Raw genomic sequence first — 12,971 nt, 5'->3', positions numbered from 1 at the left:
TGTTACTCGGCCCGGCGCCACGGGGCCGGGCCCCGGCGCCCCTGACGCCGCCCCCCCGGCGCCCCCGCCCGACAGTCCCGGCGCCCGCGCCCGCAGCCGCCCCGCCTGGCAGTCCCGGCGCCCGCGCCCGCAGCCGCCCCGGCCGGCAGGCCGCCCCTCAGCCCTCCCGCAGCGCCTTCGCCCGCCTGGCCACCGCGTGGGCGTCCAGCAGCTCCCCGAACCCGGCGCGCCGGACGCGGGCGACGAGCTCCTCGTACCCGCTCCCCATCGCCTGCGCCGTACGGGCCAGGTCCCAGTCGCAGTCGGCGAGCCGCCGCAGGACGTAGCCGCGCCGCACCTGGTTCTCCGACAGGCGGAACGTCTTCAGGTACGCCGCGCGCCCCTTCCCGTCGGTGATCACCTCGCCGATGTGCTGCCCGCCCGTTCCCGCCTGGAACGGAGGCAGGAAGCGGTACAGCCGGAACGGCCCCGCGTCCCGGACCCGCTCCCACGCGTACGTCGTCTCCAGCAGCTCCCGCGCCATGATCCCGTCGTGCGCGGCCGTCCACGCCCGCTCCTGGGCGCGGGCGGCCGCCCGCAGGTCCGCGAGGGTGCGCACCCGGCCGTCCGCGTCGTCGATCCGGGCGGTGAACTCCGGCACCGGCCGCCCGTACAGCGCGTACTGGTGGACCAGCTCCCCGTACAGGTCCTGGACCAGCGTCGGATGCAGGGCCCGGTAGTCGTCGGGGTGCGGCACGGCGAACGCCGCGGCGAGGGCGTCCGCCGCGTACACGAGGACGCCGCACTGGCCGGGGTGGATTTCGAAGACCCGCAGCGCCTCGGCTAGCCCGCGCACCGACCGGCCCGCGTACGCGTCCTCCTCGCGCGGCGACAGGCCCCGCCGCACGGCCTGCCGCGACCACTCCTCCCACACGACGGACGGACCGCCGAAGTGCAGCGCCAGATACCCCTCCAGCGCCAGGTGCAGCGGCAGGAACCGCAGCCGCTTCGCGTTCCCGTCCGCGCCGCGCCCGCCGCCGTCCCCGCCCCGGCCGCGGACGCGCTTCACCATCCGGTGGTGGGTCCGCACCGGAACGCACGGCGGCACCCCGTCGCCCGGCACCCGCCCCCGTACGCGCTCCGGCCGCCCGCCGTCTGCGCCGAGCCGCGTCCCGTACGCCGCGCCCACCAGGCCCGGCCCGTCCGCACCGGCGCCGTCCAGGCCGGACCAGTCGGCGACGAAGCCGTGCGGGATGTACGAGGCGTACGTGTGCCGCCGGCCGAGCGCCACCCGCCCGTACGCGCCGTCCTCGCCGTCGCCGTACAGCTCGGCGTGCAGCCGCAGCCCCTCCACGGGCCGCTCCCGCAGCAGCGGCACCAGCCGGATGCCGCCCCACACCTGCGCGGGCCCGGCGGTCAGCCCGGCCAGGTCGATCCGGGTCACGCGTCCCCCAGGAAGAGTGCGATACGGCGGTCCAGGTACGCCCGCAGCTCGGCGAGCCCCGTACGGCCCTCCGCGAACTGGGCGATCTCCACCAGCGACGGCACGTCCTCGGCGTCCCGCACCCCGGCGGTCGGCACCGACGGCGCCAGGCGCCGCACGTCGAAGCGGTCGGCGTCGTACACCGGGTTCAGGTGCACCACGCTCGTCCGGCGCTCCGGGTCCAGCCGGGCCCGCCACACGCGCAGCACCTCACCGGCCAGGCCGGGCGGCGCGTTGTCCCACCCGTCCGACACGATCAGCAGCCGCTCCGGGCCCGTCTCCAGCGCGTCCAGCACCCGCGCCCCGAGCGGCGTCGCGCCCCGGGGCCGCACCATCAGCGGGTCCGTCGCGCCCGATGTCCACAGCGGCGCGTACCGGCCCGGCGCGGCCAGCACCTCCAGCAGGAAGTGGCAGCCCAGCGCCACCGCCAGCGGGCGGCGCCGCTTCACACCGGACCCGTACGACGAGTAGCTGTCGTCCAGCACCGCGGCGACCCGCCCCCACGTCCCCGCGTGCGGTCCGGCGGCCCGGCGCGCGGCCGCCCGCAGCCCGCCCTCCAGCTCCGCGCGGCGCGCCGCCCGCTCGTCGAAGCCGAGCGACAGCGCGTACAGCGCGAGCCGGGTCAGCGGCATCGCCGCCAGGTCCGCGTCGGGCGCCCCCTCCCGGCCCCGCGTGCGCAGCCGTTCCAGGCGGGTCATGCGGGGCGCCATCCGCTCCAGGAACACCGCGCGCGGCACGCCGTGCCGGGCGGCGAACCCCTCGGCGACGGTGAACGGCAGCTCGTACAGCGCGCCCTGCTCGTGGCGGGCGCGGCGGTGCGCGTCGAGGCGCGGGTCGTCGTAGCGGGTGCGGCGGCGCGGCGCGAACAGGAAGTCGCCGGTCTCGGCCGTGCCGGGGCGCAGATGGGCGTGACGGGCGGCGCGCTTCAGCCCGGCCCGGTACTTCACCGCGTCGTACGCGAGGTCGGGGCGGGCGGCCAGCCAGTCCCGCATCACCGCGCGCGTGCGCCGGTTGTTGACGCGGGCGGCGCGCAGCGCGGCGAACAGCCGGTACACGCGCGGCGGGGGCAGCGCGGCGAGCCGGGCCGCGATGAGCCGCCCCTCGAGCCGCTTCTCGTCCGCGGTCGCCTCGTCGGCGTGGCCCAGCAGGTTCTCCACGACGAGGGCGGCGTTGTGGTCGTTGATGTCGAGGGCGAGCGAAGCGGCGTACAGGGGGCGGTAGTTGACCCGTACGTACGCGTGGAGGAAGTCCAGGGACAGCCGCTGCTCGTCCGCCGCCGCGCGGAACTCCCGCTGCCCGGTCGCCGTGACGGCGGCGTTGACGAAGAGGAGCACGTCCTCGGCGGCGACGAGGTCGGAGAAGGTGTCGGCCATGATCCCCCCGTCGGCCCCCGCCTCCGGCGCTCGCTTGCTGTACCCGTGGGCGCCGGCCGGGGAATGGGGGCGTGAACAGCGAAAGCGTTGCTTTACAGAGCAGGTCTCGGAAGTCACGCCGGAGTCCCGCGGCCGGCTCCCGCACGGTAGCACCGGCCGCGCCGCTGTCCGGAATCCTTTTCGGATACAGGGCAGACTTGCGGACATGACGAAGGCGATGCGCATCGGACTGCTCGGCACCGGCCCCTGGGCCGCACGCACCCACGCCCCCGCGCTGGCGGCCCATCCGGAGGTGGAGTTCAGCGGCGTGTGGGGCAGGCGCCCCGACGCGGCGGCCGGGATCGCGGCGGAGTTCGGCACGCGCGAGTACGGGGACGTCGACGACCTGTTCGCGGCGAGCGACGCCGTGGCGGTGGCCCTGCCGCCCGACGTGCAGGCGCCGCTCGCGGTGCGGGCCGCGGCGGCCGGCTGCCATCTGCTGCTGGACAAGCCGGTGGCGACGAGCGTGGCGGGCGCCCGGGAGGTGGCGCTCGCGGCGGAGAAGGCGCAGGTGGCGTCGGTCGTGTTCTGCACGCTGCGGTTCGCGCGGGAGACCGCGCCGTGGGTGGAGGAGCAGGCGGCCGCGGGCGGCTGGTACCTGGCGCGGGCGCACTGGCTGGGCGCGCTGTTCTCGCCCGGCTCGTCGAGCGCGTACGCGGCGTCGCCGTGGCGGCGGGAGAAGGGCGCCCTGTGGGACGTGGGCCCGCACGTCCTGTCCGTGCTGCTGCCGGTGCTGGGCGATGTGACGGAGGTGGTGGCGGCCGCGGGCCCGGACGACACCCGGCAGCTGGCGCTGCGGCACACGGGCGGCGCGGCGAGCTCGTCGCTGCTGTCGCTGAGCACGCCGGTCGCGGGCGCGGACGTGGGGATCACGCTGCACGGCGACCGGGGCGTGGTGTCCCTGCCCCGCTGGGGCGACGCGGTGGCGTCGTTCGCGTCGGCGGTGACCGCCCTCCTGGCCGCCGCCCGCACGGGCACCCCGCACCCCTGCGACGCCCGCTTCGGCCTGCGGCTGACGGAGATCCTGGCCCGCGCGGAGAGCGGGGCGGCGGAGGCGTAGCGCGGGGCGCGGCACGCGGGCGGGGCGCGCGGCGCGGGCGGGGAGCGGGACCCGGCGGGTGCCGCTTTCCGCGTGGCCGGGGGCGCGCGGATGCCCGAAGGCGTCCGCGCGCATGAGTACGGATGCTCAAGACGGCTGTGTCGCCGTGCCCTGACCGTGCCGGGCCCCCGTTCCGGACGATGAGTGCCCTCCACGTCGAGAGAGGTGCTTGATGAGCCGTGACCAGCTGCAACTGCGCGCCGCCACCCCGGAGGACCTCGCATGGGTCCACGAACTGCGCCACCGGGTGTACGCGAGCGAGCTCGGCCAGCACGCGACGAACCGCGAGGGCAGGCTCCGCGACGGACTGGACGGTGACAACGCCTACCTCGTCGCGGCGCGGGGACCGGACCGCGTCGGCTTCGTCAGCCTGACCCCGCCCTGGCTTGGCAGGTACGCGCTCGACAAGTACGTCACCCGCGACGAGCTGCCGCTCCTGGACGAGGACGGTCTGTTCGAGGTGCGGCTCCTCACCGTCGAGCCGCACCGGCGGGCGTCCGCCGCGGCGCCGCTGCTGATGTACGGCGCGCTGCGCTGGATCGCCTCGCGGGGCGGCCGCCGCGTGGTCGCCATGGGCCGCACCGAACTGCTCGGCATGTACCGGGCAGCGGGCCTGCGCCCGGTCGGCCGCACCGTCCGCAGCGGCGCGTTGACGTTCGAGGTGCTGACCGCAGACGTGGCCGGGCTGGCGAAGGCCGCGACGACCCGTCACCGCCGCACACTGGAACGGCTGAGGGCCGAGGCGGACTGGCGTCTGGACGCTCCGTTCGCGCCCCGGCCGGACGGCTGCGAGCACGGCGGCGCCTCGTTCACGGCCATCGGCGCGGACTTCCGCGCGCTGCACCGGCGCCACCGGATCGTCGCCGCCGATGTGCTGGACGCCTGGTTCCCGCCCGCACCCGGCGTACGGGCCGTCCTCGCGGAGGACCCCGGCTGGATCGCCCGCACCTCGCCGCCCGCCGGCGCCGAGGGACTGATGGCGGAGATCGCCGCGGTCCGCGGGCTCCCGCCGGAGTCCCTCGCGGTCGGCGCCGGATCCTCCGACCTGATCTTCAGGGCGTTCGGCCGGTGGCTGACCCCGGAGAGCCGGGTGCTCCTGGTCGACCCCGGCTACGGCGAGTACGCCCACGTCACCGAGCGGGTGATCGGCTGCCGGGCGGACCGGTTCCCGCTGCGCCGCGAGGAGGGCTGGCGGATCGATCCCGCCCGCCTGTCCGCCGCCGTCGCGTCCGGCCGCTACGACCTGGTGGTGCTGGTCAACCCGAACAACCCGACCGGACGCCACGCGCCCGCCGGCGAGCTCCGCCCGGTGATCGCCGCCGCGCCCGCCCGCACCCGCTGGTGGATCGACGAGGCGTACCTCGGCTACGTCGGCATGGAGGAGTCGCTGGCCCCGCTCGCCGCGACCGACCCGCGGGTGGTCGTCTGCACCTCGCTGTCCAAGATGTACGCGCTGTCCGGCGTGCGGGCCGCGTACCTGGTGGCCGAGCCGGCCGTCGCGGCCGGGCTGCGGCGCTGGACGCCGCCCTGGCCGGTCGGCCTTCCGGCGCAGCTCGCCGCCGTGGCGGCCCTGCGCGACCCGGCGTACTACGAGGAGTGCCACCGCCGCACCCGCGCGCTGCGGCGGCGGCTCGCCGCCGACCTGACCGCCGGGCTGTCCGACGGCCCGGCGGGGGCGGGCGGGAGCGCGGTGGTCGAGGAGGGCGTGGCCAACTTCGTCACCGTGACCCTGCCGCCCGGCGGCCCGAGCGCCGCGCGACTGGTCCAGGAGTGCCGCCGCCACGACGTGTACCTGCGCGACCTGTCGCCCCTGTCGGCGCGCTACGAGGGGCGGACCGTGCGCATCGCGGTCAGGGACACCGAGGAGAACGCGCGCATCGTCGCCGCGTGCCGCACGGCCCTGCACGCCCTCGGCCCCCGCCCGGCGCCGCCCGCCCCCCTCCCAAGCGCCCCGCTCTCCAGCCCGCCCGCCCCCACGGCTCCGGCCGCTTCCGCCCCCACGGCTCCGGGCACTTCCGCTCCCACGGCTCCGGGCGCGGCGGCCCGTACGGCTCCGGGCACGCCCGCCCCCACGGCTGCGGGCGCGGCGGCCCGTACCGGCCGGTGACCACCGTCTCCACGCTGGCGCCCTGGCTCGGCGGCGCGCTGGTGGCGGGCGGCGTCGCGGTGGCGGCGTCCCGGCGCCGCGAGCTGATGGTCCGCTGGTGCGCCTGGGCGGTCGGAGTGCCGCTGATCACCCCCGCCTTCTGGTGCGGCCGCCCCGGCGCCGCGGCCGTCGCCCTCGTCGCCGGGGTGGTCGCCGCGATGGAGTTCGGCGGGCTCATGCGGCTCGGCCGCGTGGACCGGGTGGTCCTCGCCGGGGCGGTCGCGGGGGTGGTCCTGGCCGCCTGGCTGGCGCCCGGCCAGGTGCTGCGGGCCGCCGCGATCGGGGCGCTGGCGGTGGCGGCGGTACCGCTGCTGGAGGGTGACACCGAACACGGCGCCCACCGCGCCGCCTTCGGGGTGTTCGGGCTGGCCTGGCTGAGCGCGCTGGCCGCGCTGGTGCCGCTGGGGGCGGACGGGCTGGCCCTGTTCGTGGCGGTGTCGGTCGCCGACATCGCGGCGTACTTCGCGGGACGCGCGCTGGGCGGGCCCGGGCTGTCGCCGCTGTCCCCGGCGAAGCGGTGGAGCGGGACCCTGGCCGGGGCGGCGGCGGGGCTCGGCGTACTGGCCCTGCTGTCGGCGCAGACGTGGCCGATGGCGGTCGCGGTGGCGGTCGGCGGCCCGGCCGGCGACCTCCTCGAATCGATGGTGAAGAGAGGCGCGCGGGCGAAGGACGCGGGGAGCTGGCTGCCCGGTTCCGGCGGCCTCCTGGACCGCATCGACTCGCTGCTCGTCGCCCTGGCCGTCCTGCTGGTCCTGAGCTGATCCCGCCCCACGACCGGGAGCCGCCGCGCGGACGGCGGCCGCCGCGCGTGCGATGGCCACCGCGCGGACGGGGCCGTACGACGCCGGGCCGACCGCGCGGGAGGCCGGCCCCGCCGCCGAGGACCGGCCGCCCCGGGGGCCAGGCCCCGGCGCCCGGGGGGTCAGGCGCGGCAGCGCAGCATCTCCAGTGGCGGGTTGGCGTGGAAGTCGGCCCAGAAGTCGGCGCCGTACTCGCGCAGGCCCGCCTCCGACACCTCCACCGGAACCCAGGCCAGGTCGCGGAAGCCGGCCGCCCGCAGGCAGTCCTCGTACACCTCGCGGCGCGGCCGGTTGGCGACGAAGGACACCGGCGGGTCCAGCAGCGCCGTGGTCCTCACCTGCGGCCCGGTCCCGGCCTCCTCGCCGGTGAGCACGCTGCGGAAGCCGTACTTGTCCGGGGGCGGCCCGTCGAAGCGGAAGTCGGGCGACTGGTTGAGCAGGAACAGCTCGCCGCCGGGCCTCACGCTCCGGTGGATGTTGCGGCACATCAGCTCCACGGTGGCCACGTCGGGCGCGTAGTTGAGCAGCTGGACGGCCAGGGCGATGTCGAAGGGCCGCTCGAAGGCGCGCAGTCCGGCGGCGTCGCCCACCTCGTACCGCACGCCGAGCGGGCTGCTCTCCTCCAGTCGGCGCGCCACGGCGACCATCTCGCCGGAGATGTCGATGCCGAGCACATCCGAGGCGCCGCGCCGCCTCAGCTCCCGGCTGTAGAAGCCGGTACCGGACGCGAGGTCGAGGACCGACCTGCCGCGCACGTCCCCCACCAGGGCCAGGAAGCTGGGCACCACCGCGTACCGCTCCAGCGGCAGGGTCTTGAACCCCTCGTACGCCTCACCGATCTCGTCGTACTGCTGCACGCTCACCGCGCCGTCCTCCCGAAGCCTCGTCGCGAACGCCGCCGCGGCCCGGCCACCGAGGGGCGCGGGCGCGGCTTTTCGACGGGCAGTCTCTCCACATCCCGTCGGCCCGCCGTACTGGCAGAAGCCACAAAGAACCGGCCACGGCCCCGGCGCCCCGTACGGAAGGCCCGGCGGCCGGCGGGTGAACGCGCTGGTCACGGCTGCCCGACCGGGCACGCCCGGGGGGAGGCGGCAGCGTGTCACGGAAGCGGAAGCGTCCCCGCCGCGGCGGCGGGGACGCTCCGGAGCGTGACGGGCCGTCAGCCGACGCGCTCGATGCGGGCCTTGCGGATGAGGAACTTGCCCGGTTCGCGGACCTGCTCGAAGGCGGTGTTGTTGAGCAGGACGCAGCTGCCGGAGGCGGAGGTGACCTCGACGGTGACGGACTTGCCGTTGTCGAGGTTGGTGACCTTCAGGCGCGTACCGGCGGGGAACTGGTTGCTGGACGCGGCGGGGGCGCCGCCCTCGCCGGAGAGCGTGACGGTGGACCCGGCGCAGACGACGTCCCCGCCGCCCTGCCCGCCCTGCGCGGGCGGCTGGGCGCCCTGGTCCTGCCCGCCCCCGCCACCCCGGCCGCCCCCGGTCCCGCCGGCCGCACCGGCACCACCATCGGCACCAGCACCACCATCGGCACCGGCGCCACCGGCCGCACCGGCACCAGCACCAGCACCGCCACCACCGGCACCGGCCCCGGCCTGGCCGCCACCCTCACCGGCCTGGCCCCCGCCCCCGGCCTCGCACCCGCTGGCGGCCTGCTTCCGCCTGATCTCCTCGATGACGGCGAGCCGGTTGGCGATCCGGGCCTCCGACTGGGCGTCCGGGTTGGCGCGCTGCCCGGCGATGAACTGCTCGTTGTTCCGCAGGGCGGTGGCCAGCCCGTCGCAGGCGACGGACGCCTGGCTGGTGCCGGTCATGACGACGGCGGTCCCGCCCGCCAGTACGGCCGTACCGGCGAGCAGGGCCAGCTTCCTGCTGCGGCTGAGGGTCCTCTTGCGTGACACGTGGGGGCTCCTGTCCCCGGCCGCTCGGGGGCGGCGGCCGGATCGGTCTGCGTGTTGCCCGTACGTACGGACGAGACCCGCCCACGACTCACCCGCCCCGCCAACTGCCGTCAGCCGCAGGAGACTTGTCGGTCTAGGACCGGGACAGGGCGTCCCGCACGGCCTCCTCGGTGCGGCCGACGACCGCCGTGCCGTCGTCGGCGGTGATGATGGGCCGCTGGATGAGCTTGGGGTGCGCGGCGAGGGCGTCGATCCACCGCTGCCGGGAGGCGTCGTCTCGGGGCCAGTCCTTCAGGCCGAGCTCCTTGGCGTCGGCCTCCTGGGTGCGGGTGATGTCCCACGGCTCCAGGCCGAGCCGTTCGAGCACGGCGCGGATCTCGTCGGCGGAGGGGACGTCCTCCAGGTATCGGCGGACGGTGTAGTCGGCGCCCTCCTCGTCGAGGATGTGCAGCGCGCCACGGCACTTGGAACAGGCGGGATTGATCCAGATCTCCATGCCGCCCACCGTACCGCCGATAGCCCCTAAACCCCGTCTGGCCAGGGCCGATTGTCAGTGCCGGCCGGTAGAATCGAAGCAGTCAGTGAGGGTCCGGGGGAGGGCCTTCACACCCCGCACCAGGAGGTCGCCGATGGCCGTCGCCACCGTCACGCCACTGCCGCTCGAACCCTGGAAGCCCCTGCGGAAGAAGCCGCTCCCGGCCGGCCGCCCCCGCGAGTGGTACGTCTCCCACAACCGCCGTCTGAAGGCCATGCGCCTGGCGATAGCCCTGCTCGACTCGGGCGTGTACATCGCGTCGAAGGCCGACGACAAGACGATCCGCGCCACGGCCCACACCCTGGGCATCCACCCGCCGTCCACCACGACCTGCCGCATGGTCCGCGCCCTGATCCGCTCGACCCGCTGACGGGACGCGGGGCCCGGCGACGAGACGCCCGCCGGGCCCCGCACCCGCGGCCGAGGTGCCTCCCCCGCACGGGGGAGGCGCCCGGCCCCGCGGAACGACGTGGGAGGCTCCCGCCCGCACCAGCATGGAGCCCATGAGGACAACCCCCGCCGCACGCACCGCCACCCCGCCGGGACCCGCCGCCACACCGGCCCCCGCCCCGGCGCCCCGCTGGGCCCGTCTCGCGGCCCACACGATCGCCCTGTGCGCCCTGCCGTCCGGCCTCTGGCGCATCGCGATGGCGTCCGGCGTCTACGTCGGCTACAGCGACGAGACCCTGCGCGAGGTCTACGACATCCCGGGCTGGGGCATCGCGTACGTCGTCGGCCTCTCCGTCCTGGCGGAGCTGGCCGCGCTGTCCCCCCTGCTCCTGGTCACCGGCCGCCGCCTCCGCCTCGGCCCCCGCGCCCTGAGGCCCCTGGCCTGGACGGCGTCGGTCACCCTGAACCTCCTGGCGGTCTGGCAGCTGGTGGTCGCCGCGACGGTCGAGTCCCAGAGCCATCTGGCCCCCGGCACCCCGCGGACCGTCTGGGCCCTCACCTTCGCCCCCCTCCTCGCGATCCCGCCCCTCCTGACAGCGGTGACGGCCTCCTACACCCGCCGCCACCGCCGCTGACTCAGAACAGCACCGGCTCGTCCCCGTCCGTCTCCCTGTCCCCGTCGAACGGCAGGAACATCACCCCGCCCAGCTCCACCACCCGCTCCGACCCGTGGCACAACACCAGATCGAGCGCCCGCGCCCGGGGCTGGGGATGCTTGTGGTCGACGACCTTGCGGGTGTCGGGATGGACGGCGACGGAACGACGGCAGACAGGACAACTGATACGCGGCCACGCGGACATGCCCCCAGCTTCCCCCACCCCACTGACAACGCCGCGGGCAGTCCGCGAGGACCCCGCCGGGGCTGAACGCCGAGGGCCCCGCCGCTCTCCGGGGAGAGGGGCGGGGCCCTGGGTCAGGAGGGGCCGGGACACGGTGTCCCGGCGGCCTCCGGGGCTTCCTAGAGGTCGAAGTACAGCTCGAACTCGTGCGGGTGGGGGCGGAGCTGGATCGGGGCGATCTCGTTCGTGCGCTTGTAGTCGATCCACGTCTCGATCAGGTCGGACGTGAAGACGCCGCCCGCCTGGAGGTACTCGTTGTCCTCCTCCAGGGCGTCGAGGACCGCGGAGAGGTTCGTCGGGACCTGCGGGACGCCCGCGTGCTCCTCGGGAGCCAGCTCGTACAGGTCCTTGTCGATCGGCTCCGCCGGCTCGATCTTGTTCTTGATGCCGTCCAGGCCCGCGAGGAGGAGGGCCGAGAAGGCCAGGTACGGGTTGGAGGACGGGTCCGGGGCGCGGAACTCGACGCGCTTGGCCTTCGGGTTCGAGCCCGTGATCGGGATGCGCATCGCGGCCGAGCGGTTGCGCTGCGAGTACACCAGGTTCACCGGCGCCTCGAAGCCCGGCACCAGGCGGTGGTACGAGTTGACCGTCGGGTTGGTGAACGCCAGCAGCGACGGGGCGTGCTTCAGGATGCCGCCGATGTAGTAGCGCGCCGTGTCCGACAGGCCCGCGTAGCCCTGCTCGTCGTAGAACAGCGGCTCGCCGCCGGACCACAGCGACTGGTGGACGTGCATGCCCGAGCCGTTGTCACCGAAGATCGGCTTCGGCATGAAGGTCGCGGTCTTGCCGTTGCGCCAGGCGACGTTCTTCACGATGTACTTGAAGAGCATCAGGTCGTCGGCCGCGGCGAGCAGCGTGTTGAACTTGTAGTTGATCTCCGCCTGGCCGGCGGTGCCGACCTCGTGGTGCTGGCGCTCGACCTGCAGGCCGGCCTTCTCCAGCTCCAGGGAGATCTCCGCGCGCAGGTCCGCGAAGTGGTCCACCGGCGGGGCCGGGAAGTAGCCGCCCTTGTAGCGGACCTTGTAGCCGCGGTTGTCCTCGACCGCGCCGGTGTTCCAGGCGCCGGCCTCGGAGTCGATGTGGTAGAAGCCCTCGTTCGCGGAGGTGTTGAAGCGCACCGAGTCGAAGACGTAGAACTCCGCCTCGGGGCCGAAGAACGCCGTGTCGGCGATGCCGGTGGAGGCCAGGTACGCCTCCGCCTTCTTCGCGATGTTGCGCGGGTCGCGGCTGTACTGCTCGCCCGTGATCGGGTCGTGGATGAAGAAGTTGATGTTCAGCGTCTTGTCGCGGCGGAACGGGTCCAGGCGCGCCGTCGACAGGTCCGCGCGCAGCGCCATGTCCGACTCGTGGATGGCCTGGAAACCGCGGATCGACGAGCCGTCGAAGGCCAGCTCCTCAGTCGGGTCGAACGCCGTCGCCGGGATGGTGAAGTGCTGCATCACACCCGGGAGGTCGCAGAACCGGACATCGACCATTTTGACGTCGTTGTCCTTGATGAACTTGTTGGCCTCGTCGGCGTTCTGGAACATCCAACTCCTCCTACTCCCACCCGGGGGAGGGCGGGTTGCAGCTGTTCGTGCGGCCAGTGCGGTGACCCACGCTGGACCCGACCATAGGTACCCGGGATTTCTCAAGCATGACCCATTTGTTTCGCCGAAGTTAACCGGCGCGGCCGCCGGGCCCCCGGGACGCGGCCGCCGGGCCCCCGCGGCGGCGGGCCGGGCCGACCGGCCCGAGGTGATCGAAAACGGTCGCAGTACCGTGTACGGGTGGACAACAGGCAAGTAATCGGATCGTGGCTCTCCGGACCGCGCGCGGCGGCCGAGGAGATGGGCGCCGACTTCGGCTACCGGGGCGAACGGCTCGGTCTGCCGGAGCACGGGCCCGGCTCCATCGCCCCCCTCGGACGGCGGTTCGGCGCCCTCTTCGTCGACTGGTCCCTCTGCATGCTGATCGCATACGGACTGATCACCCGAGGTGACTGGAACGCGGCGGGCAACTGGGCCCTCGGCGTCCTGTTCCTCCTCGGCGCCCTCACCGTCGGCACCGTCGGCTGCACCCCCGGCAAGCGCCTCCTCGGCCTGCGCGTCATCGGAGAGGACGGCGAGCGGCTCAGCTTCCCCCGCGCCGTCGTCCGCACCGCCCTGCTGTGCCTCGCCGTCCCCGCGCTCATCTGGGACCGCGACGGCCGCGGCCTCCACGACCGGCTCGCCCGCGCCGTGCAGGTGCGCATGATGTGACGAGGCCGGTCCGGGGACCGGAGGCAGAGACGGGCGACCGGAGGCAGAAACGGGAGAGGGCGACCGCCGCGGCGGTCGCCCTCTCCC

13 protein-coding genes are annotated in these 12,971 nt (G+C 75.2%); 6 read left to right on the top strand and 7 right to left on the bottom strand.

Going from position 1 to position 12,971, the window contains the following annotated elements:
- Positions 1 to 157: 157 nt before the first annotated feature.
- Together ACSUPT_RS07340 and ACSUPT_RS07335 are read right to left on the bottom strand one after the other, a co-directional pair.
- The gene (locus ACSUPT_RS07340) at positions 158 to 1,423 is read right to left on the bottom strand and encodes an ARPP-2 domain-containing protein (protein WP_436943775.1); all 1,266 of its coding nucleotides are present in this window, start codon (positions 1,421 to 1,423) and stop codon (positions 158 to 160) included.
- Positions 1,420 to 2,835 carry a hypothetical protein gene (locus ACSUPT_RS07335; protein WP_436943774.1) on the bottom strand — a complete coding sequence of 472 codons (1,416 nt, stop codon included), beginning with the start codon at positions 2,833 to 2,835 and terminating at the stop codon, positions 1,420 to 1,422. Before ACSUPT_RS07335 ends, ACSUPT_RS07340 begins: the two co-directional genes overlap by 4 nt.
- A gap of 205 nt (positions 2,836 to 3,040) precedes the next feature.
- On the opposite strand from ACSUPT_RS07335, the gene ACSUPT_RS07330 reads away from it, so the two are divergent.
- The 3 genes from ACSUPT_RS07330 (at position 3,041) to ACSUPT_RS07320 (ending at position 6,880) form a co-directional block, all read left to right on the top strand.
- Entirely contained in the window at positions 3,041 to 3,934 is an 894-nt protein-coding gene (locus tag ACSUPT_RS07330) for a Gfo/Idh/MocA family protein (protein ID WP_436943773.1), read from the top strand.
- A 211-nt stretch (positions 3,935 to 4,145) separates the two neighbouring features.
- Positions 4,146 to 6,080, top strand: coding sequence for an aminotransferase class I/II-fold pyridoxal phosphate-dependent enzyme (locus ACSUPT_RS07325; RefSeq protein WP_436943771.1), 1,935 nt, complete (start codon positions 4,146 to 4,148; stop codon positions 6,078 to 6,080).
- Positions 6,077 to 6,880 (top strand): phosphatidate cytidylyltransferase, encoded by an 804-nt coding sequence (locus ACSUPT_RS07320; protein WP_436943770.1) that lies wholly within the window; start codon positions 6,077 to 6,079, stop codon positions 6,878 to 6,880. The genes ACSUPT_RS07325 and ACSUPT_RS07320 overlap by 4 nt, the downstream gene beginning before the upstream one ends.
- Before the next feature lie 161 nt (positions 6,881 to 7,041).
- Here ACSUPT_RS07320 and ACSUPT_RS07315 read toward each other — a convergent pair whose 3' ends face one another.
- From ACSUPT_RS07315 to ACSUPT_RS07305, 3 genes are all read right to left on the bottom strand, one after another.
- The gene (locus tag ACSUPT_RS07315) at positions 7,042 to 7,782 is read right to left on the bottom strand and encodes a class I SAM-dependent methyltransferase (RefSeq protein WP_436943769.1); all 741 of its coding nucleotides are present in this window, start codon (positions 7,780 to 7,782) and stop codon (positions 7,042 to 7,044) included.
- A gap of 296 nt (positions 7,783 to 8,078) precedes the next feature.
- The gene (locus ACSUPT_RS07310; RefSeq protein ID WP_436943768.1) at positions 8,079 to 8,819 is read right to left on the bottom strand and encodes a hypothetical protein; all 741 of its coding nucleotides are present in this window, start codon (positions 8,817 to 8,819) and stop codon (positions 8,079 to 8,081) included.
- Between the two features lie 133 nt (positions 8,820 to 8,952).
- The gene (locus ACSUPT_RS07305; protein ID WP_351967928.1) at positions 8,953 to 9,315 is read right to left on the bottom strand and encodes an arsenate reductase family protein; all 363 of its coding nucleotides are present in this window, start codon (positions 9,313 to 9,315) and stop codon (positions 8,953 to 8,955) included.
- A gap of 133 nt (positions 9,316 to 9,448) precedes the next feature.
- On the opposite strand from ACSUPT_RS07305, the gene ACSUPT_RS07300 reads away from it, so the two are divergent.
- Both ACSUPT_RS07300 and ACSUPT_RS07295 read left to right on the top strand, forming a co-directional pair.
- Positions 9,449 to 9,724 carry a hypothetical protein gene (locus ACSUPT_RS07300; RefSeq protein ID WP_351967929.1) on the top strand — a complete coding sequence of 92 codons (276 nt, stop codon included), beginning with the start codon at positions 9,449 to 9,451 and terminating at the stop codon, positions 9,722 to 9,724.
- Positions 9,725 to 9,857: 133 nt separating this feature from the next.
- Complete coding sequence (locus ACSUPT_RS07295) at positions 9,858 to 10,379, top strand: hypothetical protein (RefSeq protein ID WP_436943766.1); 522 nt, start codon at positions 9,858 to 9,860, stop codon at positions 10,377 to 10,379.
- Between the two features lies 1 nt (position 10,380).
- Here the strand turns inward: ACSUPT_RS07295 and ACSUPT_RS07290 are convergent, their stop codons facing one another.
- A complete protein-coding gene (locus ACSUPT_RS07290; RefSeq protein ID WP_436943764.1) occupies positions 10,381 to 10,605 on the bottom strand; it encodes a hypothetical protein in 225 nt (74 codons plus the stop codon).
- A gap of 158 nt (positions 10,606 to 10,763) precedes the next feature.
- Positions 10,764 to 12,173, bottom strand: a complete 1,410-nt coding sequence (gene glnA, locus ACSUPT_RS07285) for a type I glutamate--ammonia ligase (RefSeq protein WP_361660532.1) — start codon at positions 12,171 to 12,173, stop codon at positions 10,764 to 10,766.
- Between the two features lie 240 nt (positions 12,174 to 12,413).
- Here glnA and ACSUPT_RS07280 point away from each other — a divergent pair, with 240 nt between their 5' ends.
- Positions 12,414 to 12,884, top strand: coding sequence for an RDD family protein (locus ACSUPT_RS07280; protein WP_351967936.1), 471 nt, complete (start codon positions 12,414 to 12,416; stop codon positions 12,882 to 12,884).
- Positions 12,885 to 12,971 lie beyond the last annotated feature (87 nt).

It is taken from the genome of Streptomyces sp. SudanB25_2051 (genome assembly GCF_964272635.1).
Lineage (GTDB): Bacteria > Actinomycetota > Actinomycetes > Streptomycetales > Streptomycetaceae > Streptomyces.
This window is presented reverse-complemented; position numbering and strand designations above follow the sequence as displayed.